Raw genomic sequence first — 25,552 nt, 5'->3', positions numbered from 1 at the left:
CTTTTTCTTTAGTTTTTGCGCACCAGAAGCTGTTGTGCCAACTGCTGCAGGAAGGCGGCCTTTTCACCAAAATGCTGTTGCAGATCATCGCAGATCTGCTCGTTCAGCTTTTGCGCCAGCGCCATGGCACCGTCTGCCCCGTACAGGGTGACGAAGGTGGTCTTGCCGTTTTCGCTGTCGCTGCCGATGGGCTTGCCCAGCTGCTCCGGGGTGCTGGTAACGTCCAGCACGTCGTCCACGATCTGGAACACCAGCCCCAGCCCGTATGCGTAGGAGGCCAGTATCTCGCACTGCTGCGGCGTTGCACCGGCTGCGGCAGCGCCCATCTGAACGGCGGCGTTGATCAGTGCACCGGTCTTGTTTCGGTGGATGAGACGCAGTTGCTCCTCGGTGGCCGCCAGTGCTTCATATTTCAGATCCAACTCCTGCCCGTAGACCATGCCGCGGCTACCTGCACCTGCGCCCAGCGCACGGGCGGCTGCCACGCAGACCTGCGGCGCAGCGGGTGCGTTTGCGATCACCTCAAAAGCCTCGGTCAGCAGCACATCACCGGCCAGCATTGCCGTGGACTCGCTGAAAGCCTTGTGGCAGGAGGGACGCCCTCGGCGCAGATCATCATTGTCCATACAGGGCAAATCATCGTGGATCAGCGAGTAGCAATGCAGCATCTCCACAGCTGCAGCAAACTGTGCGGCAGCCTGCATCTCACCGCCCAGCATATCGCAAACGCTGAGCGTCAGAATTGCGCGGATGCGCTTTCCGCCGCCCAGCAAGCTGTAACGGGCGGCTCTGCACACCTCTGATTCCTCGGGCAGAAAACGGGCGCTGGCAGCATCCAGCGCAGCCGTGGCCTGCAGCAGATATTCCTGATATTGCGCCTTGTATTCCATTATTCTTCCTCCTGCTCCTGCGGGGCTTCTACGGTCTCGGCAATCTTTGCATTGATCTCCTCGATCTGCAGCGATGTTTTTTCCAGCGTTGCGTGACAGTACTGCATCAGGGAGGCCGCTTCCGCATACAGCTTGACGGAATCTGCCAGCGAGGTATCCTCCTGCTGCATCTGTGCAAGGATCGCGTTCAACCGATCCATTCCTTCTTCAAAGCTTTTGGGTGCTCTCATTGATCTCCTCCACCGTTTCTACACGGCATCGTGCCTGATATTGCCGGCTGCGCACACAGATGGTCTGCTCCGGTTGCAGCTGCTCCACGGTGCAGACCTTCCCTTTTGCATCGGTCACAAGGGCATAGCCACGAGCCAGCACACGGTATGGATCCAGCGATGCCACCAGTGCAGCCGCGTGTTGAAGCTGCATATTTTTGCCATTCATACGCGCTTTTTGCTGCGTCTGAATGGCCTGCTGCATCTGTTGCAGACGACTTGAATACTGCTGTAAGATTTTGTCTGGCGCGTTCTCCTCCAACAAAAAGTTGTATTGCTCCAGACTATTATAGCACAACGCGAGCCGTTTTTGTATATTTTTGTGAATATTTTCTTCAATATTTTCAAAAATGCGCCGCTGCTCCTCCCGATCCGGCACTGCAAGCTCTGCGGCAGCGGACGGCGTGGGTGCACGCTGGTCGGCCACAAAGTCCAGAATAGTGTAGTCGATCTCGTGCCCGATGGCGCTGATCAGCGGCGTTTTGCAGCGAAATGCTGCCCGGGCAATCTCCTCGGCGTTGAACACCCACAGATCCTCCCTGCTGCCGCCGCCCCGGGCCACGATGATCTCGTCTACCCGCCCACTCTGATCCAGCGTGCGGATAGCAGCAGCGATCTGCCGGGCAGCCTCAAAGCCCTGCACCGTTACCGGGCACAGCAGCAGCCGGACGGATGGCCAGCGGCGGCTGATCACGTTGCGGATATCCTGCAATGCTGCCCCGGTTTTGCTGGTAACGACACCAATACATTTGGGGTATGCAGGCAGCGGCTTTTTGTGCGTGGGGTCAAACAGACCTTCCTTTTCCAGCCGGGCTTTCAGCTGCTCCAGTGCAAGCTGTGCCGCGCCCAGACCATCCGGGAACATCTCGTTCACATAGATCTGAAACGCACCGTCCCGCTCGTAAAGGGTAGCACGGCAGCGCACCACGACACGCATTCCCTCCTCCGGGCGAAATGCCAGACGGCGGGCATCGGTGCGAAACATCACTGCCTTTACGCTGCAAGCTTCATCCCGCAGAGAAAAATAGCAGTGTCCGCTGCGCGCGTTCTGCACAAAGTTTGCGATCTCACCGCGTAAGGCCAAATCAAACAGCCCATCGTTGACATCCAGCAGTGTTTTGACATAATGGTTCAGCTCTGATACCGAGATCACATCAGCCATAGCCCGGCCTCCCGCGCAGCAAGAATGGACACGCCGATGGCGTTATCACTGGAATACTGCCCCGGCACAAAATAGACCTGCGGCAGACGCTGCTGCACCCATGTGCGGATGATATCGCTGCTCATTACACCACCGGCGCAGACCACCGGCAGACCGGGGTATTCCTTCTGCGCAGCCTTTGTCATGCGGACAACGGTATCTGCCACGCAAAGCAGGCAGTATTTGCAGACGTATTCCGGCGCTTTACCGGCAGCAAGCAGGGCGTTGCACTGGTTTTCCAGCCCGGAAAGGCTGCATTGCAGCCCCTTTACGCTGGACTTGGGGCGAATTTCTTCCGTGCACTGCGCGGCAAGGCGGGAGACCTCGGCCCCGGCGGGGAAGCCAAAGCCCAGCCGTACGCCTACGCGATCCACCGCCTGACCGGCATACAGATCGGTACTGGTGCCAAGGGTGGTGATGGTACGCACCTGATCGCACAGCAAAAGATCCGTGGTGCCGCCGGAGATATGGAACAGCAGTACCTTTTGGGAGAACAGCGCCTCGCCCTTTGCAGCATACAGTGCTGCCGCAGCGTGCCCCTGCTGATGGGTGGTGTAGATCAGCGGAATGTCCCGCGCCGCCGCAAAGGCAGTCGCGGCACTGACACCAGCCAGAAAACAGGGCATATAGCTGCCCTCTACCGGGCGCGGCTTTTGCGAAACGCCTACGGCATCTATTTTAGTCAGGTCGAATTCCTGCGCCAGCTCCTGCAGCATCTCCGGCAGAGCTGCTGTGTGATGGAACAGCGCATCGCTCTGCCGCAGGCCAAGCTGCCCGGCTTTTACCGGCAAAAAACGCTTTTTTGCACAAACAACCTCCCCGGCTGTATCAAAAACTGCCAGAGAGGTTGCATAGTTGCTTGTATCGACCCCGAGCGTATAACGGCTCACTGTTCAGCCGACTCCGCGACGGCTTCATCACTCAGGCCATGGTCGCGTGCCACAGCACCCAACAGGCCATTCACGAACTGGTAGTCCTCGCCCGCGCCGTACTTCTTGGTCAGCTCCACAGCCTCATTGATGGCAACGCCGGGCTTGTTCTCGCCGCCGAACAGCATCTCGGCCACGGCCAGACGCAGCACGGTCAGGCTGACGCGGGGCAGACGCTCCATGGTCCAGTTGCGCAGATGGGCGCGGATCTCGTCATCCACCTCTGCGGAGTGATCGTAGTAGGCGTTCAGCAGCAGACGGCTGAAGGCATCCACAGGATGCTCCTCGTCGTTCTCGGCGTGGTTGGACAATGCCTCGGCCAGAGGAATGTCACCAAAGGTCTGCGAAAATGCCAGCAAAAAGGCGTTTTCACGGGCTTCTCTACGGGGCAGAATATTTTCCATAATGTTCCTTTCGCAATACAAACCCTCCCCGCCGGGTGTACCGGGAGGAGGATCGTTTCTGATATGATTTTTTGCTGAATTTGTTACTGCGCCTCGGCAAGGCCTGCAATGACCAGATCTACGCGACTGACCGTCACATTGGTCATGTTCTGTACGGCAGACTTGACGTTCTCCTGTACCTTTTCAGCCACAGAGGGGATCCGTGCGCCGAACTGCATCATCAGGTGCAGAGTAATGTTGGCCGTGCCGTCCCGCATCTCCACCACCACAGGCGGCTGGATGCTGGCAGATTCCAGCAGACTTTTCAGTTTTTTGTTCTGCACGCCGCAGGATACCTCGGCAACGCCGTCCACTTCCAGTGCGGCGCAGCGGGCGATCTTACCCACGACCTCGGTCGAAATCTGAAGGCTGCCGCCCTGAAGATCCATGTTCTGTAAATCCATTGTGCTGTCCTCCATCCAAAGGCTGCTCCGGCAGCGGTTTCAAAGCCTTGAAGCCTGTCTGCCGTGCCTGCCTTTTTTGTTCAAACGCGCCCTTGTGCGGTGCATAAAGGTGCGCAGCATTCATTTTTGATAGAGTTATTATACCATCAATGCGGGGGCAATTTCAATACTTGTTTGGAAAAGAAGATGGAAATCCGCACGGAATGGCATCCCGGCAGCGTATACAGCTTTCTGCCTGCAAGAAAAGCCGCGTCATCGCCGCCGGGATGTCGGTCTTAATAGAGAGCGCTCACTTCACCTCTACCACCGTGATATTCTGGGCGGTCACGCTGCTCTTGTTCATCACTACATCCCGGATCTGCGCCACCTGTGCCGCTGTGAGCGGCTCACCTGCCGTCATCACGGTCAGGTCTGCCCGCCCTGCATGTAAAAAGCACAGACAGTCCGCAAAGCCCTTGGCACGCACCAGTGTCTCAATCTCATTTTCCGCATTCAAATCCTCCAGCCCTGCCGCCATTTGTGCGGTGTACTCCTTTTTCTCCTCGGCTGTCAGGGAGGAGGATTTCAGGCTTTTTTGCAGGGTGTCCATGGCTTCGTCATGTGCCTTTTCCCGCTTGAGACGAGCCTGCTCAAAAAAGCGGGTGCCACTATCGTTTGCCACGCTGACAAGCTGTGCTTCGCCATAGTTTTTGCTGGCACCGGAGGCAGCTTCCGCTTCTGTGGGCAGTGCATCCGTGATGCTAGTCTCTGCTTCTGCATCCACCGGTTCTGCCGAGACCATGAGGGTGTCGTCCTCTGTCTGCGGGGTGATGTCTGCGCGGGCATACTGCCAGTTTAAGTAGACGGCAATGACCAGCGCTGCCGCCAGTGTCAGGGCGGTGACCCTGCGGGTGTTTCTGGAAAGTGCTCTCATAAAACGGTTCCTCCTTTAGGTTTTCGGTAGGCGGTTTTGGTACTTGATAAAAACAACGATTCAGCGCTTGCGCTGCTCCACACAGATGCGGTTTGTGGGCAGATCCAACAGCGAATGCAGCAGCTCAGTGATACGGGCTGCCACCCGGACGTCTCCCCCGCCCTCACACAGCACGGCGACCCCGCATACCTGCGGCAGATAGGTAGTCTCGGCCAGCGCAGACCCATCCTGTAAAAGAACGTGCGTCTCCTGCTGTTGCAGATCTCCGGTCTGGGTATCTACTGCATAGATAGTCTCCTCTCCGGTGGTCAGGGTGACCATGACTGTGGTACGTCCCGCCCCTTGCAGCTGGCTGATAAGCCCTTCCAGCTGCTGCTCCAGCCGGGTCTGGTACTGGCTGACAGCAACGGTCTGGGTGGTGGATGCCGCCGCTTTCTGCGTACCACCGCCGGGCAAAAGTTCCGACAGCAAAAGCAGCAGCATTGCCAGCACACCGACCGCCACTGCCAGCGAAGTGCGGCCTTTACTGCTTTGCAGAGAGCGCAAGGTGGAAAGCAATTCGTTCTTTTTCATGGTGTGCTCTCCTCCGCTGCCGTGGGAGTGCTGCCCAGCGACTGCTGCAAAAAGCTGAGCACCGCCTGTTTTTGTGCAGCGGTACAGCCCGCCGGGAAGGCAGCAACAGCCTTTTTTACCATGACCTGCTGCCCGGCTTTTTCCAGCGTGACCGTCACGCTGACGTCCAGCCCAAACTGTTGGCTGCACTGTGCAGTACAATACGTTTCCAGCTGGGCTTTGGTCTCGGTCAGGATCTCCGTTTCCAGCGCATCCGGTTGCGCAGCGGACGTAACCGCCGGGGCTGTATTTCCTGAAAAAGCGGTCATGATCTTGCCCGGCAGTCGTGGCAGCTGCGCAAGAAGGACTGCTAAAATATATAGTCCGGCTACGGCTTTTATGCACCGGCCTGCCCAGCTTTGCCCGCCAAAAAGACTGACCAGTTCCGCCCCGATGCACGCCATGCAGAACACTGCCGCGGCCCGCTGAAATGCCTGCATCTAACCACCCCCTGTCAACATCAGCAGCACGATGCCCACCACAAACAACATGAAAAACAAAGCTGTAACTGCCGCCATGCAGCGCACGGCTTCGGCAAAGCATTGCAGCAGCTTATGGCAATGCTCCAGCCCGCCGATCCCGGCAAGCCAGCCGCAGCAGGACAGAAAAAACAGATGTACCAGCAGCCCGAGATACAAGGGCGCAAACTCTGCCCCGATGCTGAGTAATGCGGCAATACCAAGGGTGCTTTTGAGCAGCTGCATCCCGGCCAGCACTGCGTCTGCCGCGCTGCTCAACGCCTGCCCCACAATAGGTACACTGCCGGTCAGAAGCTGCCCCAGACGGGAGGCCGAACGATCCAGCTGCACCGTGACTACGCGCTGAAGGCTCATCAGGGCGGCGAACGCTTTGCCCGCCCAGCCGATGGCCTGCCGCAGCAGCCGTCCGGTCAGGGTGCAGCCCTCGGACAGACTTTTGCGGGAACTGATGCCGCAGGCCATGCTGATGGCGAGGTAGCTGTGCAGCAGCGGCTGCAGCCAGAGAGTGACCGCCTGTGCAATAAAACATAGCACCGTGAGCAGAAAGCCGTTTGCAGCCGCTCCGGCGTTCCATTCGCCGCCCGCCGCCAGTACGCCGCTGTACACCGGCAAAAAGCCCAGCAGATAGCTTTTCCACCCGGCCATCCGGGTGCACAGGGCAGCGGCAAGCTCGTCCAGTTCCTGCCACAATAAAACGCCGCAGCCGCCGGCAGCCGCCAGCTCCAGCAGGGCTCTGTCGGCAGTGTCCTGCAAGAGAAATGCAAGCCCAGCCGCCAGCGATAAAAACAGTAGAATATCGGCATATTGCTGCAGCACATCCCGCAGTAACTGCACCGGCTCGGCGGCAAATAAATGCAGCAAGGTGCCAAGCGGGTCTGCCGCAAACTGCTCGGCCTGTACAGGTGCTTTGTCAAGATAAGTCTGCCACGGTGCGGCTTCCGCAGCCACGGCTTTTAGAGAGGTTTTGCTGCACAGAAAGTCCAGCGCTGCCACGCAAATGATAAGGCTGCGTTTTTTCATCCCGCCAACCTCCAGATCGTCTGGAATATCTGTTCCAGCAGCGGCCATACTGCTGCCAGTACGAGACACCGCCCTGCCAGCCCGGCACACCATGCAAGAGTGTCCGCTCCGGCTTCCTCGCAGAGGGTGCGGACGTAATCTGCCAGCAGCATGATCCCCGCGCTGCGCAAAAGGCAGGAAAAAGCCTGTGCGTTGGTGTGCTGCCCCAGCTGCACGAATGCTTGCAGTACCCCGCGCAGCGGCTGTGCCAGACGGAGCAGCAGCCACACCGCAGCACCCAGCGAAAGCAGCAGTGCAAACGCCGGGGAATATCGTTGTAATAGAATACCGGCAAAGGCCGCCAGCAGCAGCGCCGCCAGCACCGGAACCGCCGCACTCATAGCGCAAACAGAGAGCGGATGGTGGCAAACAGGGCGCTGATCTGCTTGACGAGAATGGAGAGCACCACCACAAGCCCCGCCAGCGTGGTCATCATGGCCTGATCCTCCCGCCCGGAGCGGATGAGCAACTGATTGAGCACAGCAACGATGATGCCGATGGCCGCAATTTTGAACACAAGCTCGATATCCATCCGTTTCTCCTTTGTTCCCTACAGCCTTTACAAAAAGAGCAGCGCCAGCATCATACCGCCTGCCAGCCCAAGACGGTGCGGCAGACCGGCCTGCCGCTGTGCCGTGCGGCGTGCCTGCTGCAAATAGTCCTCGAACCGCGCCGTATAGTAATCCAGCCGTTCGCATTCCTGTGCGGCTTCTGCGCGGCCAAGGCCTCTAAAGCACTCTGTAAAACAGGCGTGCTCTGCCGCAGAGAGCCGTTCCGGTGCGGGCAGCTGCTGCAATGTACCGCCGGGAGCTTGTGGCAAAAGACCATCTCGGCAAAGCTGCCGGTAAAGGCTTTGCAGGTCTGCCCGGCGGTACTGGATCTCCTGCCGGATGCGCTGCAATAGCTCGATGGTGCGCTGCAAGGCAGCAAGATGCAGGTTGGTTTCAGCTTGTACTGCGTCCCCCACCAGCCAACCACACAGTGGGAGCAAAAACAGACCAAACCCGCGCAGAAAGCCGCTCATACGGCGCACACTTCCCGGATGCAGCCCGGTGTCTCTCGCCCGGCAAGGACGACCAGCTGCCGTAGCATCCCGCGTTGCAGCAAAGCCTGTACCTGTGGGCGGCACTGGGCCTGTGCAGCATCCGGCGCGTGGAGACTGGCAATAAAGTCCACCCCGCTGAAAAAGCCTTGTTCCAGTGCTCTGGTCTCTTCCAAGCCGCCCAGCTCGTCCAGCAAGATCACTTGCGGTGCCAGCGTGCGCAGCGCCATCTGGACAGCGCGGGCTTTATCCACCCCGCCGATGCGCTCCAGCGGCGGCAGGGGTTGCTCCGGCGGGAAAAGCTCGCCCCGCTCGTCCACTACTGCTACCAAACGCTGCCGCTCAGCCAGCGTCTGGGCGATGGTGCGCAGCAGGGTGGTCTTGCCGCTGCCGGGTTCTCCCACTATCAGCAACCCGGTAAAGTGCTGCTCCAGCAGCTTGTCCAGCGCGGGCGGCAAAGGGATAACACAGCTACGTGCGATCCGCAGGTTGAGCGAGGTGACCTTTTGCAGGGTGATGCTCTGCCCTTCCCGCTGCACGAACTGCCCTGCCACGCCCACACGGTTTCCGGCAGAAGTGGTCAGGTAACCCTCGATAAGCTCCTTTTCGTGGGTGTGCACTGAGCCGTTGCAAAGGGTGTGGAAGATCTCCTCTATTTGCAGCGTGTCCAGCCGCATTGCAGCCAATGTCGGAGGACAACCCGGCAGTGCAGAAGCTGGGCATTGCCGCCCCTGCACGGTAAATGTGACCGCGCAGTCTGTGCGCAGCCGCAGCTCCTGTATGTGCACTACTGTTTGTGCGGGCAGCTGTGCCAGCGGCGCTGCCAGCCAAGCGGGAAGGGCTCTGACGGCCCGGTAATACTCGTCCACTTTAGTTTCTCCTTCCACGAAAGCTTTGTGCTAGCATTGTATGCGCTTTGTGCGTCATTAGAACCGGGAACCGGGAACGGACAAACAAAAAAGCCCCTGCAACAGCGTTGCAGAAGCTTTTGAGATCATTTATATTTCGGCATTCGGAGAAGTTCTTCAAGTCGTTTCCGGTTCTGCCGGGATATCTTGCAGCATGGCAAGGAACTCCTGTTCGGTCAGCACCGGCACGCCCAGCGCCTGTGCTTTGGTCAGCTTGGAGCCCGCCGCCGTACCGGCCACAACATAGGCCGTTTTTTTGGAGACCGAGCCGCTGGCTTTGCCGCCGTTTTTCACGATCAGCGCCTCGGCTTCGTTGCGGGAGAGGGTCTCCAGCGTACCGGTGACCACCAGTGTTTTGCCCGCAAGCTTGTCCCCCTTCGGCTCGCCCTTCCACTGCATATTGACCCCGGCATCTGCAAGGCGGTGTACAAGGTCGGTGGTGCCTTCCTTGGCAAAGAACTCCACCACGCTTTGCGCCATCACACCGCCAAAGCCGTCGATCTGACTGATCTGCTCTGCGGTGGCTTCCCGGATCGCTTGCAGCGTGCCGAAATGCTCTGCCAGCAGCGCGGCTGCCTTATCGCCGATATTGCGGATGCCAAAGCCGAACAAAAGCTTATCCAGATTGTTCTGCTTGGAGGCAGTAATGGCCTGTAACAAATTGTCTGCGCTTTTCTCCTTGAATTTGTCCAGTTCCAGCAGCTGTTCCCGGGTCAGCGTGTAGATATCTGCTGCAGAATGCACCAGCTCCTTTTCCACCAACTGGGTGGCCACTGCCTCGCCCAAGCCCTCGATATCCATGGCATCCCGGGAGGCAAAATGGATGATATTGCGCAGCGCCTGTGCCGGGCACTCCGGGTTCACACAGCGCAGGGCGGCTTCGTCCTCCAGATGCACCACCGGCGCGCCGCAGGAGGGGCAGACCGTGGGCATGGTGTAGGGCTCAGCGTCCTCCGCATGATGGGTGACTCCGATGACCTCTGGGATGATATCGCCCGCCTTGCGCACCTGAATGGTGTCCCCGATGCACAGCCCGAACTGCCGGATAAAGTCCTCGTTGTGGAGGGTGGCGCGAGCTACCGTGGTACCTGCCAAAAACACTGGGTCGAAGCAGGCAGTGGGGGTGAGCACGCCGGTGCGGCCAACGGCCACCTCGATGCTGCGCAGGGTGGTCTCCTTGACCTCCGGCGGGTATTTGAAGGCAATGGCCCAGCGCGGGAATTTGTTAGTAGAACCCATCAGCTCCCGCTGGGCAAAATCGTTCACCTTGATAACGGCACCGTCCATGTCGAAATCCAGCTTTGCACGATTCTGGCCGATGTTCTCGATTTCAGAAATGGCGTCCTCGATATCATGCACCACATGGTAGCGCGGCGATACCGGCAAACCAAGGCTCTTGAGGTAATCCAGACTTTCGGAGTGCTTGGTCAGGGTCTCACCCCGGATCTGCTGCACGTTGAACACAAAGATGGAAAGTCCCCGGCTGCCGGTGATGCGGGCATCCTTCTGCCGCAGAGAACCAGCTGCTGCATTGCGGGGATTTTTAAAAGGCGCAGCACCCTGCAATTCCTGCTCGGCACACAGGTGTTGAAAAGCCTTGTGAGGCATATACACCTCGCCGCGCACTTCCAGAAACTCCGGCGCATCCTTGAGGGTCTTGGGAATGCTGCGGATAGCACGCACGTTTGCGGTAACATCCTCACCCACCACGCCGTCACCGCGGGTGGAGGCGCGGACAAGCTGCCCGTTCTCATACTCTAAGCTGCAAGAAAGACCGTCGATTTTGATCTCCACGACATATTCCGGTGTGACCCCGGCCTCGCGGACACGGCGGTCAAAGTCCCGCAGTTCGTCAAAAGAAAACGCATCCAGCAGGCTTTCCATCTTGACAGCATGGGTCACCTTGGGCAGCTTGCTGCTGGCGGTGCCGCCCACCTTCTGGGTGGGCGATGCTGCTGTGACAAGCTGAGGAAACTGCGCTTCCAGTTCCTTCAGTTCCCGCGTCAGGGCATCGTATTCAAAATCCTCCAGCTCCGGCGCATCCTGATCGTAGTAAAGCCGGTTGTTTTTTTCGATCGTTGCGCGCAGCTCTTCCACGCGTTTTTTTGCCTGTTCCAGTTCCAAATATTCCACTCTCCCGCGATATCATTTTACCGCCCGCCGTGCTGCTTTCCGGGCAGAAACTGTGCTGTACACCGGACACAGCAGGTAAGCGGTAGTCGTTTGCATTTGCATCCTCCTTAGTATACCACATCCATGGACGCTCTGCAAAGCATTAAATACAAATCGTATTCTCGAGACGCTCTCATGCGTTGAAATCGATATCAGTGCATCCAATGCGTTGATTTATAATCACTTTCGAAAGATACTAAACGTATATTCATTATATTTTACGTCGATAATTCGTTTTATTTCAAGTGCCCTTTTACAGTGACTTTTAGTAATGCTTTCCGCTGCATTTTCTACGCAGTACGGACAAAAAACACCCCCTCCCCCGGCGCGGCAGCTTGTGCCGTCCGGGAAAGGGGTACAGTTAAGTTTGCGGCTCAGGTGACCGGGATCAGCAGCCGCTGTGCCTGTGGTAGACTGGAAAGTTCCTCTTCCAGTTGGTTTGCCGCAAGGATCTGCGCCGGAGCCACATGGAACCGCCGTGCCACTGCGAACACCTCCTCCCCCGCCTGCGCATAGTAGATCCGCAGTGCGATCTCAGGGTCGGTATCGGGCAGCGGGTCACCAAGAGTGATGCTGCCAATGACTGGGCTGGTGGTACAGCCCAAGATCGTACCCTCTGCCCGCACGGTAATGGTGGCTTCCAGCGTACCGCCCGCACAGGTGCATTGCACGTTCTCGGTGCTCAGCCAGCATTCCGGTACAAGTACCGTTCCCTCCGGCGGCGTAATGGGCAGAGGAATATTGACCTCCAAGGTTTTCTCGTAGCTTTCCAGCTCGCCGAGGGTATTCTCTGCAAGAGCCGTTACCACCGCTTTTGCGGAAAGCACCCAGCCCTCCCCTTTTTGGATGGTCTGCTGGGGGCCGTAGTGTACAAAGCAGGCTCGCAGCTGCGCCCCTGCATCCGGCAGCGGACCGGAGCCTGTGGTGGTAGCGGTATCGTTCAGGGTGCAGAGCAACTGCTCTGTGACGAGCGGCTGCGGCGTAAGCTCTGTTTCAAACCGGGTGGAAAAAGCATCCACCGCCACTTGTAGCTGGTAGCTGCGCCATGCCCGCAGATGCAGCATGACGTTTGCCGTCAGCTGGGCGGCGGCGCTTTCTGCCTGTGACAAGGTAAAACCAACCGGCTCTGCCACGCATAAGCAGCGGCAGTCTTCGGTGATGCCCTCTAAATCTATCACCTGCTGGAAAGGCAGTGCCGCCGCCTGACTTTGCAGGGCAGTGTCCCCTTCTGCCCGCCATGCACACTGCACCCGCAGCTCGCCCTTAACCACAGCCTTTCCGGCAAGCAGCTTTACCTCTGCCACACAGGCGTTGCCGGTAATATCCAGTACAGCCGCCGGGGGCTTTGCAAAGACCAGTTCGCCTTCCAAGGTGACCAGCTTATCCAGCACCGCCACGCTGCGCACGCCTTGTAGTGTGCGCAGCTGCTGCTCGATGCCGCCATCTGCCAGTGCGGTGATGACCTCGGTCTTACATTGGGTATGCACCGTGACCACCAGCCCGTAGGCTCCCCGTACCTCGATGCGGCGCGGGTCTGCCGCACGGGTATTAAGGTATTCGGTCTGTCCCTCCACAACGGCTGTCCATGCGGTAAATGCAAGCTCCGGCAGTTCCAGCTGCCGGGTGAAGGGCAGTTTTTGCTCGGTTTGGCACAGGCCTTTTTCTGTTTCGCTCTGGTAAAACACCGTGCAGCGCAGATAGCCCTCTAAGGTAAGCCTGCCCGGCTGCAGCTGCCGTTGAAGCACCACCGGGCGGACAAAGCACTTGACCAGCTTGCCCACCGGCGGCAGATCGTCCGAGATGCGGATCTCGGTCTCCAGCGGAAGTTCTGCTTTTACGGTACAGCCTGCCCCGCCCTGCGGCAGCGTGTCCCGGAATATCTTCAGTTCCATGTGCAGTGCGCTCCTTTCCCTGTCCGTTTCCGTAAGAGTGTATGCGGCGGCAGGCGGCGGTATGCCGACAGCAAAAGGCCGGTGTGCAGCAGCTGCCACACACCGGCCTTTTATGGATTCAGTTCTCTTTGCGGATGCCGAACAGCTTGCGCAGAATGCCGCACAGCGCTTTCGGGCTGCGAATGACCACTACCTGCATCTCCACCCCGCCTTTCGCTCATGTTTAACCCATTATAGCGTCTGGCAGGCAAAAATGTTCCGGGATGGGTTCAATCTGCGATGGTCTCCACCACCACAAGTGCACCCTGCCGGGTGCTGACAGTGATGCAGCTTGAGCCTTCGGCGTACTCGTTGCTCACACCCAGCGGATAGCCTGCTGTGAGCACGGCATCTTCCAGCTCATAGAAGGAGCCTTTTTCGCACACGCCCTCGGCGCGCCCCTCCATTGGGAAGGCCGAGAAGTAGAAAAACTCCTCCTTGGGGTAGCAGCGGCTCTCGCCCGGCAGCACAAAGGTGATGCGGGAGCGCTCGTCCTGCAAGGCGGCGCGGATGCCGCGCTGTTCCAGCCCAAGGCCGGTGCACAGGTTTGCAAGGGTGTGCTCCACCCGCTTGCCGCCCAGTGCGCCCAGCAAAAGCACCTCGTCAAAACCCTTTTGCGCAGCAAGCTTTGCGGCATACTCGGTATCGGTGTCGTCCTTGACGTGGGGCAGTACCACGATATCGTCCTGATCCTGCTGCGGACAGGGAGCGGAATCAAAATCGCCTACGATGATATCCGGCTTGCAGCCCAGCCGCGCGCAGTTGCGGTAGCCCGCATCGCAGGCAATGATAAAATCATCGCTGCGCAGCAGGTGCCTGAGCTCCGGCTGCACCGGGCAGGCGGAAAGGATCACACAACGGGACATTTTATTCTTCCTTCCGTATTACACTTTCGGGCGCTGCCAATCCTTGACATCCTTTACTTCGTCATACATGGCGCAATAACTGTCGTACCGTGTCTGGGAAAGCCTGCCCTCTGCCAGCGCCGCCCGCACAGCACAGCCTTTTTCGCTGCGGTGGGAGCAGCCGGTAAACTGGCACTGACCCAGATAAGGGCCAAATTCCGGGAAGGCGTGCTCCAGATTCTCCTTGGGGATGAACCCTGCACGGTTCGCCTCCAGACTGGCAAAGCCCGGGGTGTCGGCAATGCGTCCGCCGTAAGCTTCAAAGATGGTCACCTCGCGGGTGGTGTGGCGGCCGCGCCCCAGCTTCTGGCTGATGGCGCTGGTCTCGCGGGCAGCGTCCGGCAGCAGCGCGTTCAGCAGGGTGGATTTACCCACGCCGGAGTTGCCGCAGAAGGCGCACAATCTGCCGTTGATCCACTGTTTTACTTCGTCCAGCCCTGCACCGCTTTCGTAGTCGATACGGATAAACGGCAGGGTGGATTTTGCGTAGGCATTTGCCAGAAAATCCGCCTCGGCAAGGTCGCTTTTGGTGCACACCACCACCGGCTGCACGCCCTTATCCACCGCAATGGCCGAAAGCTTATCCAGCACCAGCGTGCTGGGGGTAGGCTGGGTGGTGCTGGCCACAAGGAACAGCACATCCAGATTTGCCACTGGCGGGCGCACAAAAACGTTTTTGCGGGGGGCGATCTGTGCAATAACCGCTGCGCCGTTCTCGGTTTCCAGCATCACCTCATCCCCTGCCACAGGGGTAATCTTCTGTTTGCGGAAAATGCCGCGGGGTTTGCACTCCACGATGCCATCCGGCGTTTTTACATAGTAAAAGCCGCCAATGCCTTTTATGATATAACCGTTCATGCACATCCTCCGTCAGCCCAGCAGCGAGGACCACCAGTCCAGAATACCGCCGCCTGTGGAGCTGCTGCTGGAGCTCGGCTCGCTGCTGCCGCCGGTGCTCTCGCCGCCGGTAGAGCCTTCGCCCGTGGTGCCGGAAGTGCCGTCACCGCCAGGCTGCTCCGGTTCCTGTACCGGTGCAGCGCCTGCGCTGACCACAACGTTTACGCGGCTGTTCAGCTTTGCGGTAGCACCTGCCGCCGGGTTCTGGCTGAGCACTGTACCTGCGGGCTGGTCGCTGTATTCTTCGCTCTGGCTGCCAAGACCCAGATGGTTCTGCACCAGCAGGGTGCGGGCATCATTCACGCTCATGCCGGTAAGGGAGGGCACCTTAGTGGTGGTGGACACCTGCGGACGGCTGATATAAAGGATGACCGTAGAGCCTGCCGCTACCTGCGTACCGGCGGCAGGGTCGGTGCGGATGACCGCGCCGGAAGCCACGGTGGTATCCACAGCCTGCGTGACCAGCACCGAAACGCCCAGTGCCTTGAGCTGCTGTTCGGCATCGGTCTGCACATAGTTGGTCAGATCCGGCACAGTGACATACTGGGTACCAAGACTAACGGTCAAAGTCACGCTTTGTCCCTCGCGGACGGTGCGGCCGGACACCGGCGACTGCTTATAGATATAACCGGCGGCATAGTTGCTGTTATACTCTTCTTCCCACTCCGGGGAGATCTGGCCGGATGCGATCTGATCCGTGGCCATGGCCTGATCCTTGGTCATGCCGATATAGTCCCCAAGGGTGACATCGGCCTTGTTGTTCATCAGGTTGGAGGAGTCGTTCAGGATCATCCAGCACAGCGCCATGCAGGCCAGTGCAAAGGCAATGGTGATACCGAACAATGCAGGCAAAAAGACGGTACGGCGCTTTTTACCCGGCTTGCTTTTGCCGTTTTTGCGGGGGGCGGGCTGTTCGTTCTGACGGATCGCGCGGTTCTGATTCATGGTACGTTTCACCACCTTTTCGGGTGCTTCTTCTGTAATATACTGATATTCAAACAACACGGAGGGGTTCTGCACATAGGTATCCAGTGCTTCCAGCATCGCCCGTGCCGAGGGGTAGCGGTTCTGGGGGAGCTTTGCCATGGCCTTTTCCGTGATCTCCACCAGCGCATAGGGCACCTCCGGTGCCAGCTCGTGCAGCGAGCGGGGCTCGTCCGAGATCTGCTTGATGGCAACCTCTACCACGTCATCTGCATCAAAGGGCAGATGACCAGAGAGCATCTCGTACATCATAACACCTACCGAGTAGATGTCGCTGGTGCGGTCGGTCTCGTCCCCCTTTGCCTGTTCCGGGCTGATATAATGCACACTGCCCATCGCCTTGCCGGCCAGCATCTGGTTATCTGCCCGGGAAATGCGGGCAATACCGAAGTCCATCATGCGCAGCTGGCCATTGTCCAGCAGCATAATGTTCTGGGGCTTGATATCCCGGTGCACGATGCCGTTGGCGTGGGCGTGCTCCAGCGCTTTGAGGATCTGAGAGATGAAGTGTACGGTCTCCCTGCTGGAAAGCTTACCGCCCCGCTCATTGAGGTACTCCCGCAAGGTCATGCCGTCCACATACTCCATAACGATATATTGCAGATGGTCGTTGACCGAAACATCATATACCTTGACGATATTGGGGTGGTTCAGCAGCGAGATGGCCTTGGATTCGTTCTTGAAGCGGCGCACAAGGTCCGGGTCGTGCATATATTCCTGCCGCAGCACCTTAACGGCCACCACAGTCCCGGCGGGTACGGGGCCGTTTTGCCCCCGCATGACTGCCTTATACACATTTGCCATGCCGCCGGAGCCGATCAGCTCCTGTACCTCGTACAGGCCGTCCAGTCTTTTACCGATCAGGTTATCCATGGCGCACCTCCATCGGCTCTACCCCCACCAGCAGGGCGGTGATGTTATCCGGGCCGCCGTTTTCGTTAGCGGTGCGGATCAGAGCATCCGGCAGGTCGTAAAAAGACCCGCTGCGCAACAACTGCTCCAGCTGCTCCGTGGGTACGGCATTGGTCAGACCGTCCGTGCACAGCAGCAGAACATCCCCTGCCCGCAGCGCCACGGTGGTGAACTCCGGCTCCAGCCGGTAATCCACGCCCAGCGCCCGGGTGATGATGTTTTTCTGCGGGTGATGCTCTGCCTGCTCCTGTGTGATGGTGCCGCAGTCCACAAGCTCCTGCACATAGGAGTGATCGTGGGTCAGCTGCGCCAGCTTACCGTCCCGGTAGAGGTAGGCGCGGGAATCGCCCGCGTGGCTCAGATAGGCCTTGCCGCCGCGCACCAGAGCGCAGACAGCGGTAGTGCCCATTCCAGCCAGAGACTCCTCCCGCAGTGCCTTCTGGAACACATAGCGGTTGGCGCTGAGCAGCGCTTTTTTTAAAAAAGTCTCCTCTTCGCCGGGGATGCACTGGCTGTACTGCTCCTGAAAGCAGCGCTCGATAACGCTGCACGCACACTGCGAAGCCTCACGCCCGCCGCGTGCGCCGCCCATGCCATCGCATACCAGCGCCCATGCTGCATCGCCGGGCAGCTCTCCTGCACGGTAATCATCCTGATTGTCCTGCCGGACGCGTCCTACATCCGTTTTTCCTGCAAGTTTCATAGGTTTCTCCCTCTATTTATGCCTTGCCGTTCATTTCGTCGCGGCGCAGCTGGCCGCAGGCGGCGCTGATTTCGCTGCCAAGGCGGCGGCGCACCGTGGCGTTTACGCCAAGGCTTTCGAGCTTTTGCTGGAATCTGCGCACATTGGCTGCATCCGTAGCGGAGTACGGACTACCGTCCACTGGGTTGATGGGGATCAGATTTACATGAGCACCCATGCCCCGGATCAGGTCTGCCAGCTGCTTTGCGCAGACATCAGAATCATTGACACCGCGCACCATGGAATATTCAAAGCTGACCCGGCGGCCGGTGGTCTCCTGATACCGGCGCACGGTCTGGATCAGCTGCTCCACCGGGTAGGCATCGTTGACCGGCATCATGCTGCTGCGGATCTGGTTTGTGGGTGCGTGCAGCGAGATGGAAAGGGTGAGCTGCAGCTTTTTTTCCGCCAGCTGGTCGATCTTAGGCACAAGGCCGCAGGTGGAAAGGCTGATATTGCGCATGCCGATATTGACGCCCTCGGGCGAGGTGATATTCTCCAAAAAGCGCATCACTTCGTCAAAGTTATCCAGTGGCTCGCCGATGCCCATGAGCACGATATGGGAGATGCGCTCGCCGATATCCTTCTGGGCAGTGTAGATCTCGGAGCAGATCTCGCCTGCTTCAAGGTTGCGCACCCGCCCTGCCTGTGTGGAGGCGCAGAACCGGCAGCCCATGCGGCAGCCCACCTGCGTGGACACGCACACGGTATTGCCGTAGTGGTAACGCATAACAACAGTCTCAATGCAGTTGCCGTCTGCCATGCGCAGCAGATACTTCACAGTACCGTCTTTAGCCTCCTGACGGCGCTCGATCTGCGGTGCAGCGATATAAAAGGTTTCTTCCAGCTTTGCCAGCAGGGTCTTGGGCTGGTCGGTCATGGCAGAAAACTCGGTGACCAGTTTCTGGTGTACCCAGTGGAAGATCTGCTTTGCCCGAAAACCCGGCTGTCCCAGCGCTTTCAATTCAGCAGTCAATTCTGCCAGCGTCAGGGAAGAAATACAGCGTTTTTGTTCCATTCTGTTCTCCTATAAGAGGATACGACCCGCAAGGGTCGTGCTTATTGTGTTCCGGCGGCTTTTTGCAGCACGCACAGGAAAAAGCCGTCCATGCCGGTGCGGGTGGGCACCGAGAGGCAGCCGTGCTCCCCTGCCGTCATTCCGGCGGGCAGCGGCACATCCGGTGCGCAGACCGCAAATTCCGGGTGGTGCTGCAAAAAGGCTGCGATCTGCTGCTGATTTTCTGCCGGGTCGATGGTGCAGGTGGAATAGACCAGCCGCCCGCCCGCCTTGAGCAGTGCCGCAGCCGTATCCAGAATTGCCGCCTGCGTGGCAAGCAGCTCTGCCTGCCGGGTAGCTTCCAGCTTTTTATAGCGCAGATCCGGCTTTTTTGCCAGAATGCCCAAGCCGCTGCAAGGCACATCCGTCAGGATGCGGTCTGCCATGGGCAGTGCAGGGTTCGGCTTGGTGGCATCATTACAAAGGGTATGCACCCCGGTAAAGCCCATGCGGTCCACAGCGGTGCGGATCAGCCCCACACGGTTCTCTGCTGCATCGCAGCTGTACAGCTCTCCTGCACCCTGCATCTGCTCGGCCAGCAAAATCGTCTTGCCGCCGGGGGCAGCGCACAGGTCCAGCACCGTCTCGCCGGGAGCTGCACCCACGCAGAGAGCTGCCAGCTGGCTGGCCTGCCCCTCCACATGGTAGTACCCCTGCCGGAACAGCTCGTTGTCTGCCGGACTGCCGGCAAATCGTGCCAGCACACTGCCGGGCACAATACCCTGCCGCGCCTCTGCTGTGCCCTGCTCTGTAAGCAGCGCGCACAGTTTCGCAGCGCTGGCCTTGAGGGGGTTTGCACGCAGGCTGGTCAAACCGCCATCGGCCTGATAGGTCAGGATGCCCAGTGCTTCATCCGGGTAATTTTTGTGGAGAAATTCTGCCACATCCCGCCCGGCAGAGCCTAAAACCATCAGGCGCTGGATCTCGTCTGTAAAGACGACAGCGTCTAAATCATAACCGCAGGCCTTGCGCAGCACAGCATTGACAAGGCCGGAGGCGCTGGATTTTTTAAAGGTGCGGGTCAGCTTGACCGCCTCGTTCACCGCAGCGGAGACAGGCACCTGCATATAGCGTGCCTGTGCCAGTGCAGCACGCAAAATTTCCCGCACGGGTGCATCCAGCTTTGCCAGACCCTTGGGCAGAAACTGCTCCAGAATATAGTCCAGCGTGCCGCGATGCTCCAGCACGGTGTAGAAAATGGCACTTGCAAAAGCCTTATCCCGGCCTTCCAGCTTCTGGCGCTTGAGTTCTGCGTCCAGCACCAGATTGGAAAAGCCGTCCTGCTCCTGCCGTACCAGTGCGGCGACTGCCGCCGCACGCGGATTTGCGGCCATCAGAGGCTATCCCCCGTTTTCAGGCGCAGACCCGCTGCAAAGGCGGTACCGTCCATGGGCTTTTTGCCCTCCGGTACGACCTCCAGCAGTTGGATAGCACCCTCACCGCAGGCTACGGTCAGGGGCTTTGTGGCCAGCACCGTGCCGGGGGCTTCGCCATTGGCGGCAGCCACGCGGCAGGACATCACCTTAAGCTTTTTGCCGCCGGAGGTGATGAACCACGCACCCGGCCAGGGATTCATGCCGCGCACCCAGTTGTGGATATGGGTGGCAGTGTCGGTCAGGTGGAACTCTGCCATCTCCTTGTTCAGCATGGGGGCAAGGGTTGCGTTTTCGTGCTGCTGCGGCACAGCGGTCAGAGTGCCTGCGGCGATCTGGGGAATGGTTTCACACAGGGCTTTGGCACCCACAGCGGTAACACGGTCAAACAGTTCGCCGCTGGTCTCCTCAGGGTCGATGGTAATCTTTTTGCAGTACAGTACATCGCCGGTATCCAGACCCTCGTCCATCTGCATGATGGAAACGCCGGTCTCGGCGTCACCGTTCAGCACAGACCACTGCACCGGAGCGCTGCCGCGATACTTCGGCAGCAGCGAAACGTGCAGGTTGATGCAGCCGTAGCGGGGCAGTTCCAGCACGGACTTCGGCAGGATGCAGCCATAGGCCACCACCACGATCAGTTCCGGGGCAAGAACGCGGATGTTTTCATCCTCGCTGCCGTCCCGCAGGGTGCGGGGCTGGAACACGGGTGTTCCGTGCTCCAGAGCCACCTCCTTGACCGGCGGTGCGGTGAGCACCTGCTTGCGGCCAACCGGCTTATCCCGCCGGGTGTACACGGCACAGATATCGTGCCCGGCGGCATACAGGGCTTTCAGGCACTCGGCAGCAATATCCGGCGTGCCCATGAATAAAATGCGCATCAGTTGTTTCCTTTCGCTTCGCGGGCGGCCTTTTTGCCTTCCTCGGTATCCTCATAGAAGTACTCGCTGGACTCCATGATAGTGATGCCGTCCAGATGGTCGTTCTCGTGCTGGATGCAGCGACCCAGCAGGCCGTCGGCTTCCAACTCGAACCATTCGCCGTTGCGGTCCTGTGCACGCACCTTGACGGCGACCGGGCGGGTCACAGCGCCGTTATGCCCCGGGAAGGACAGGCAGCCCTCGTAGGCGGTCTCCTCTTCCTCGGAAACGGCAAGAATCTCGGGATTGACGAAATCAATGAACTTGTACTCGTAATCTTCGGGGATCTCCTCCGGGGCATCGGTGGTGTCCCACACCACGAACAGGCGGCGCATCATGCCCACCTGCGGGCCAGCCAGACCCACGCCATCGGCGGCGATCATAGTCTCGCGCATATCGTCCAGCAGGGTGGCCAGACGGTCATCAAAATTGGTCACAGGGCGGCAGACCTTGTTCAGGATGGGGTCGCCTTCTTTAACAATATTACGGATAGCCATAATGGTACCTCCAAATCAAGCTTTTAATTCTTATTGTATCCAAACTCTCTTGTCCGAAGTGTTTCTTTCCACCAGGACTCACGTCTCAAAATGTATTCGTCATCCATCCGTGCATTATAGTTTTCAAGGATAGAATACTGGAAATTTTCTTTTACATAATCGAAGCCCTGCTTTTTTACGAGCTCTTTCAATGCTTCGTTTCCACCATGGCCATCAGCAATATAGTTTGACCATCGTTGGAGAAGCATTCCTGTTTGCGATGTGGCAGAGCCAACATATAATTTACCGGTCTTGTTGTCCGTAATCAGATAGACCGCTTTCTGGTTTTGCAGCGCTGCGATCCATCCCGGAAGGTGCCGGTCGATCACATTTTTCAATTGCCGATAACTCAGCCGTACATTTTCATAACCCGGAAAATCCTCGCCAGTGAACTGATCGTTCAAAATCTCAAGAACTTCCAACTCGTCCATTACTGACGCATAGGTGCGCCCCATTGTACGGCAGGGATTATGATAACGCAAAACAAGCCGCCCGAAATATTTCCCGTAACGGGCATCATCCTGCGCCTCATAACCAACACCGCCATTTATTTCATCAACTTTTTTCTCCCCGGTTATCGTCTTGATACACGTCATGAGCCATGTATCATTTCCGATTTTTAAAAAGCAGATCGCCGTTTGTCCTACACTAAAATAGCGGCGGCGGTCACGCCACAAAAACCAGTCGATATTTACCTCATCCGGGTCGGTTTTATAAAGTTCCAACGGATCATCGTAACCATTGTAAATATTGAATTTCACGCGAACATTTGGTATTTCTTCTTTACTAAAGTTCAGAATATCATTAATGCGTATTTTATCCATTTTACAATCCACCGTTCAGATGTCACCATCCGAGTGCAGGTCTACCACGACCGATGCCTTGGACGGCAGTTTTTCTTTTTCGTACAGTGCCAGTGCAGCACGCACAAGGTCGCGGAAGCGGCGGTCGTTGCGGCACTTGACGGTAAGCTTATAGCGGTAGGTATCGTTAATCTTTTCAATGCTGCCGGGCGTAGGACCCAGAATGCGCAGGGGCAGATCCGGCTGCTTGGCAGCCTGCTGCCCTAAAAGCACCGAGAACCGGGCAGCGGCACGCGCCACCTCGTTCTCCTTTGCACCGGCAAAGCCGATGACGCACAGCCCGCAGAAGGGCGGATACAGGCCCAGCTTGCGGTAGGCGATCTCCTGCTCGTAGAAGGCGTCGTAATCCTGTGCGGCGGCAAGGGTGAGCACCGGATTGTCCGGGTCGGTGGTCTGGATGATGGCAAAGCCGGGCTCTTTTGCGCGGCCGCTGCGTCCCACCACCTGTGTGATCAGGCTGAACACGTTCTCGTATGCACGGAAGCCCTGCGCGAACAGCAGCGAATCAATGCCCAGCACACCCACAAGGGTCACGTCCTCGAAATCCAGACCTTTTGCCACCATCTGGGTGCCCACCATGATGTCGTATTCATGTGCTGCAAATTTGGCAAGCAGCTTTTCGTGGGCGTCCTTGGCGGCAGTGGAGTCCTGATCCATGCGCAGCACCCGCGCCTCCGGGAAGAGCTTTGCCAGTTCCTCTTCGGCTTTCTGAGTGCCGAAGCCACGGTATTGCAATTTACCGCCGCAGGCCGGGCAAAGGGTGGGCGGCGGCTCCTGCTGGGAGCCGCAATAGTGGCACAGCACCTTGCGGGCAGATTTGTGGTACACCATGGGCACGCTGCACTTGGGGCACTTGAGCACCTCGCGGCAGTCCTCGCACTGGGCAATGGTCTGGTAGCCCCGGCGATTGAGCAGAAGAATGGTCTGCTTTTCTGCGTCCAGATTGCGGCGGATGGCATCCTCCAGCGCAAGGCTGATCTCCCGGGGGTTGCCCGCAGCCAGTTCTGCCCGCATATCCACGATCTGCACGCTGGGCAGCGGGTTGCCGCCGTAGCGCTTGGTCAGGCGCACCAGCTGGGTACGTCCGTTCTGCGCAGCGTAGAAGCTTTCGGTGCTGGGGGTGGCGCTGGCCAGAAGCAGCAGTGCGCCGTTTTCGGCGGCACGCTGCCGGGCGACCTCGTGGGCGGAGTAGCGCGGTGCGGATTCCGACCGGTAGGTGTGCTCCTGCTCCTCGTCAATGATGATAAGGCCGATATTTTCCAGCGGTGAAAACACCGCGCTGCGGGTACCAACCACGATATCTGCACCGCCGTCCTGGATCATCTGCCATTGCAGCAGGCGCTCAGTGTGGTTGAGCGCGGAGTGCTGCACTGCCACGCGGCGGCCGAACTGCCCTTTTAACCGCAGGATCATCTGCGGGGTCAGGCTGATCTCCGGCACCAGCACCAGCGCCTTGCGGCCAAGCTCCAGACAGCGGGAAATCAGCTTTAAAAACACAAGCGTCTTGCCGCTGCCGGTCACACCATACAGCAGCGCCGAATGGGGTGCGGCATCTTCTAACTTGGGCAGCAGTGTATCGTAGGCGGCCTGCTGCTGTTCGGTGAGGGTGATGGGGTCGTTACGGAGCGGGATGGAAGCGTACAGGTCGATGGACTTATTCACCTTGCTGCATTCCAGCACACCCTTGGTGCACAGGTTATCCAGCACCGCGCGGCTGATACCCTTATCCTCCAACTCGTTCAGGGCGCGAGGGCCGCCGCTCAGCAATGCCACCGCCGCCAGCTGTTTTGCCGTAGGCTTTGGCTTTTGCGGCAGCGTTCCCACAAGCTTATAGGCGTTTTCAGTGTGGCGGGTAAGCTGCTTTTGCAGCACCGGGGTCACACCGTCTGCCGCCACGGCGGGCTTATACTGCGCACCATACGGAATGACCGCCTTGACGGCCTCATAGTAGGTGCAGAAGGTGCGTTCCTTTAAGAAATGCACCAGCCGCAGCAGCTCCGGGGTCAGACAGGCCGAGGCCGGGGCTACATCGAACAGATATTTCAGCTTGGAGTGCTCCGGCTCGGCATCGCAGGTCAGCACCACGCCCATGCGGGCGCGGCTGCCCTTGCCAAAGGGTATCAGCACCATGCTGCCCAGACGCACCGCATTCTGATGTTCCGGCAGAACGGCGTAGGTATACAGCTTATCAAAATGGAAGGTCGCATTGCTGACGGCAACACCTACCGTTTTGGGCATTCGTCCAACTCCTTCAACGCTTGATTTTTCAGCCCTGCAGCCCGGCACGCTGGCAGATGACCTGATACAGCTCTGCTGCGCAAGGCTCGATCTGATTATTGACCAGCTTTACGGTAAACTTATCCTGCTCGGCCAGCTCCTGCCGGGCGGTGGCGAGACGTTCCTGAATACTTTCCTCGGTCTCGGTTCCGCGGCCGCGTAGGCGATGCTCCAGCTCCTCCACAGAGGGCGGCAGCAGGAATACGGTGGTAGCGCCCGGGAACATCCGGCGGATATTGGCAGCACCGTGCACGTCAATGACCAGCACGACCACCTTACCGGCCTCCAGCCGCTTTTCCACCTCGGACTTCAGGGTGCCGTAGTAATTGCCATTATAGAAGTTGTGCTCCACCACCTGATCGCTCTCCAGCAGCTGCTGGAACTGCTCACGGGTGCGGTAGTAGTAATCCACACCCTCCTGCTCGCCGGGGCGCGGGGCGCGGGTGGTGGCAGAGACGGTCTTTTCGATCTCGGGGTGTGCCTCGCGCAGTGCCTTGACCACGCTGTCCTTGCCGGTACCGGCTGCGCCGGAAACTACAAACAGAAATTTATCATTCGCCATGAGATGCTTCTTCCTCCATTGATGTTCTGCCCTCCTGCCCTGCGGCGCGGCTTGCCACCGTTTCGGGCTGAAGAGCGGACAGCACGACATGATCGGAGTCCATGATGAGCACTGCCCGGGTGCTGCGGCCGTAAGAGGCATCGATCAGCATTCCGCGCTCCCGCGCTTCCTTCACCAGACGCTTGACCGGTGCAGAGTCCGGGCTGACGACTGCCACCACGCGCCCCGCACTGACCATATTGCCAAAGCCGATGTTGATGAGTTTCATAGGC

29 protein-coding genes are annotated in these 25,552 nt (G+C 58.6%); all 29 read right to left on the bottom strand.

Translation table 11 applies throughout. From position 1 onward, the window contains the following. Positions 1 to 8: 8 nt before the first annotated feature. The 29 genes from MTP39_RS07530 to MTP39_RS07395 all read right to left on the bottom strand — a co-directional run bounded on the left by MTP39_RS07530 (position 9) and on the right by MTP39_RS07395 (position 25,548). Positions 9 to 890, bottom strand: coding sequence for a polyprenyl synthetase family protein (locus tag MTP39_RS07530; RefSeq protein WP_249240036.1), 882 nt, complete (start codon positions 888 to 890; stop codon positions 9 to 11). Next, entirely contained in the window at positions 890 to 1,120 is a 231-nt protein-coding gene (gene xseB, locus MTP39_RS07525) for an exodeoxyribonuclease VII small subunit (protein WP_249240035.1), read from the bottom strand. The genes MTP39_RS07530 and xseB overlap by 1 nt, the downstream gene beginning before the upstream one ends. Further along, positions 1,098 to 2,321, bottom strand: a complete 1,224-nt coding sequence (gene xseA, locus MTP39_RS07520) for an exodeoxyribonuclease VII large subunit (RefSeq protein ID WP_249240034.1) — start codon at positions 2,319 to 2,321, stop codon at positions 1,098 to 1,100. Before xseA ends, xseB begins: the two co-directional genes overlap by 23 nt. Continuing rightward, on the bottom strand, positions 2,309 to 3,151 hold the full coding sequence (locus MTP39_RS07515) for a glycoprotease (protein WP_249240033.1): 843 nt from the start codon (positions 3,149 to 3,151) through the stop codon (positions 2,309 to 2,311). Before MTP39_RS07515 ends, xseA begins: the two co-directional genes overlap by 13 nt. 95 nt (positions 3,152 to 3,246) lie before the next feature. Next, positions 3,247 to 3,693: a transcription antitermination factor NusB gene (nusB, locus tag MTP39_RS07510; protein ID WP_055184420.1), complete on the bottom strand. Its 447-nt coding sequence runs from the start codon at positions 3,691 to 3,693 to the stop codon at positions 3,247 to 3,249. Positions 3,694 to 3,776: 83 nt separating this feature from the next. Continuing rightward, positions 3,777 to 4,151, bottom strand: coding sequence for an Asp23/Gls24 family envelope stress response protein (locus MTP39_RS07505; RefSeq protein WP_117948093.1), 375 nt, complete (start codon positions 4,149 to 4,151; stop codon positions 3,777 to 3,779). A gap of 274 nt (positions 4,152 to 4,425) precedes the next feature. Then, positions 4,426 to 5,049 (bottom strand): SpoIIIAH-like family protein, encoded by a 624-nt coding sequence (locus tag MTP39_RS07500; RefSeq protein ID WP_249240032.1) that lies wholly within the window; start codon positions 5,047 to 5,049, stop codon positions 4,426 to 4,428. Between the two features lie 60 nt (positions 5,050 to 5,109). Further along, positions 5,110 to 5,622, bottom strand: coding sequence for a stage III sporulation protein AG (locus tag MTP39_RS07495; protein WP_249240031.1), 513 nt, complete (start codon positions 5,620 to 5,622; stop codon positions 5,110 to 5,112). Next, positions 5,619 to 6,101: a hypothetical protein gene (locus MTP39_RS07490; protein WP_249240030.1), complete on the bottom strand. Its 483-nt coding sequence runs from the start codon at positions 6,099 to 6,101 to the stop codon at positions 5,619 to 5,621. Before MTP39_RS07490 ends, MTP39_RS07495 begins: the two co-directional genes overlap by 4 nt. Then, entirely contained in the window at positions 6,102 to 7,160 is a 1,059-nt protein-coding gene (locus MTP39_RS07485; protein WP_249240029.1) for a stage III sporulation protein AE, read from the bottom strand. After that, entirely contained in the window at positions 7,157 to 7,540 is a 384-nt protein-coding gene (locus MTP39_RS07480; RefSeq protein WP_249240028.1) for a SpoIIIAC/SpoIIIAD family protein, read from the bottom strand. Before MTP39_RS07480 ends, MTP39_RS07485 begins: the two co-directional genes overlap by 4 nt. Beyond that, a complete protein-coding gene (spoIIIAC, locus tag MTP39_RS07475; protein ID WP_055184433.1) occupies positions 7,537 to 7,731 on the bottom strand; it encodes a stage III sporulation protein AC in 195 nt (64 codons plus the stop codon). The genes MTP39_RS07480 and spoIIIAC overlap by 4 nt, the downstream gene beginning before the upstream one ends. Positions 7,732 to 7,758: 27 nt before the next feature. Next, positions 7,759 to 8,223 carry a hypothetical protein gene (locus MTP39_RS07470; RefSeq protein WP_249240027.1) on the bottom strand — a complete coding sequence of 155 codons (465 nt, stop codon included), beginning with the start codon at positions 8,221 to 8,223 and terminating at the stop codon, positions 7,759 to 7,761. Next, a complete protein-coding gene (locus tag MTP39_RS07465; protein ID WP_249240026.1) occupies positions 8,220 to 9,110 on the bottom strand; it encodes an ATPase, T2SS/T4P/T4SS family in 891 nt (296 codons plus the stop codon). The genes MTP39_RS07470 and MTP39_RS07465 overlap by 4 nt, the downstream gene beginning before the upstream one ends. A gap of 156 nt (positions 9,111 to 9,266) precedes the next feature. Then, positions 9,267 to 11,282, bottom strand: a complete 2,016-nt coding sequence (gene ligA / locus MTP39_RS07460; RefSeq protein ID WP_249240025.1) for an NAD-dependent DNA ligase LigA — start codon at positions 11,280 to 11,282, stop codon at positions 9,267 to 9,269. Between the two features lie 413 nt (positions 11,283 to 11,695). Beyond that, positions 11,696 to 13,213 carry a DUF3794 domain-containing protein gene (locus MTP39_RS07455; protein WP_249240024.1) on the bottom strand — a complete coding sequence of 506 codons (1,518 nt, stop codon included), beginning with the start codon at positions 13,211 to 13,213 and terminating at the stop codon, positions 11,696 to 11,698. A gap of 118 nt (positions 13,214 to 13,331) precedes the next feature. Beyond that, positions 13,332 to 13,412, bottom strand: a complete 81-nt coding sequence (gene spoVM, locus MTP39_RS14095) for a stage V sporulation protein SpoVM (RefSeq protein WP_015538484.1) — start codon at positions 13,410 to 13,412, stop codon at positions 13,332 to 13,334. Positions 13,413 to 13,482: 70 nt separating this feature from the next. Next, positions 13,483 to 14,118 carry a thiamine diphosphokinase gene (locus MTP39_RS07450; protein WP_249240023.1) on the bottom strand — a complete coding sequence of 212 codons (636 nt, stop codon included), beginning with the start codon at positions 14,116 to 14,118 and terminating at the stop codon, positions 13,483 to 13,485. A gap of 18 nt (positions 14,119 to 14,136) precedes the next feature. Continuing rightward, positions 14,137 to 15,015 (bottom strand): ribosome small subunit-dependent GTPase A, encoded by an 879-nt coding sequence (gene rsgA, locus MTP39_RS07445; protein WP_249240022.1) that lies wholly within the window; start codon positions 15,013 to 15,015, stop codon positions 14,137 to 14,139. A gap of 12 nt (positions 15,016 to 15,027) precedes the next feature. Beyond that, positions 15,028 to 16,911, bottom strand: a complete 1,884-nt coding sequence (gene pknB, locus MTP39_RS07440) for a Stk1 family PASTA domain-containing Ser/Thr kinase (protein ID WP_249240021.1) — start codon at positions 16,909 to 16,911, stop codon at positions 15,028 to 15,030. Then, positions 16,904 to 17,653, bottom strand: coding sequence for a Stp1/IreP family PP2C-type Ser/Thr phosphatase (locus MTP39_RS07435; RefSeq protein ID WP_249240020.1), 750 nt, complete (start codon positions 17,651 to 17,653; stop codon positions 16,904 to 16,906). The genes pknB and MTP39_RS07435 overlap by 8 nt, the downstream gene beginning before the upstream one ends. A 16-nt stretch (positions 17,654 to 17,669) precedes the next feature. Continuing rightward, complete coding sequence (rlmN, locus tag MTP39_RS07430; RefSeq protein WP_055184449.1) at positions 17,670 to 18,710, bottom strand: 23S rRNA (adenine(2503)-C(2))-methyltransferase RlmN; 1,041 nt, start codon at positions 18,708 to 18,710, stop codon at positions 17,670 to 17,672. Between the two features lie 41 nt (positions 18,711 to 18,751). After that, positions 18,752 to 20,083, bottom strand: a complete 1,332-nt coding sequence (gene rsmB, locus MTP39_RS07425; RefSeq protein ID WP_249240019.1) for a 16S rRNA (cytosine(967)-C(5))-methyltransferase RsmB — start codon at positions 20,081 to 20,083, stop codon at positions 18,752 to 18,754. Further along, positions 20,083 to 21,003, bottom strand: a complete 921-nt coding sequence (gene fmt, locus MTP39_RS07420; protein ID WP_249240018.1) for a methionyl-tRNA formyltransferase — start codon at positions 21,001 to 21,003, stop codon at positions 20,083 to 20,085. Before fmt ends, rsmB begins: the two co-directional genes overlap by 1 nt. Continuing rightward, positions 21,003 to 21,539 (bottom strand): peptide deformylase, encoded by a 537-nt coding sequence (gene def, locus MTP39_RS07415; protein ID WP_005926004.1) that lies wholly within the window; start codon positions 21,537 to 21,539, stop codon positions 21,003 to 21,005. Before def ends, fmt begins: the two co-directional genes overlap by 1 nt. 23 nt (positions 21,540 to 21,562) lie before the next feature. Continuing rightward, positions 21,563 to 22,402 (bottom strand): GIY-YIG nuclease family protein, encoded by an 840-nt coding sequence (locus tag MTP39_RS07410; protein WP_249240017.1) that lies wholly within the window; start codon positions 22,400 to 22,402, stop codon positions 21,563 to 21,565. A gap of 15 nt (positions 22,403 to 22,417) precedes the next feature. Beyond that, on the bottom strand, positions 22,418 to 24,679 hold the full coding sequence (gene priA / locus MTP39_RS07405; protein ID WP_249240016.1) for a replication restart helicase PriA: 2,262 nt from the start codon (positions 24,677 to 24,679) through the stop codon (positions 22,418 to 22,420). 28 nt (positions 24,680 to 24,707) lie between these two features. Then, positions 24,708 to 25,280, bottom strand: coding sequence for a guanylate kinase (gene gmk, locus MTP39_RS07400; RefSeq protein WP_249240015.1), 573 nt, complete (start codon positions 25,278 to 25,280; stop codon positions 24,708 to 24,710). After that, on the bottom strand, positions 25,270 to 25,548 hold the full coding sequence (locus MTP39_RS07395; protein ID WP_055184460.1) for a DUF370 domain-containing protein: 279 nt from the start codon (positions 25,546 to 25,548) through the stop codon (positions 25,270 to 25,272). The genes gmk and MTP39_RS07395 overlap by 11 nt, the downstream gene beginning before the upstream one ends. Between the last annotated feature and the right edge of the window lie 4 nt (positions 25,549 to 25,552).

It is taken from the genome of Faecalibacterium sp. I3-3-33 (assembly GCF_023347295.1).
Taxonomy (GTDB): Bacteria; Bacillota; Clostridia; order Oscillospirales; family Ruminococcaceae; genus Faecalibacterium.
The sequence above is the reverse complement of the archived record's forward strand: the minus strand, read 5'-3'. Positions and strand labels throughout refer to the sequence as shown.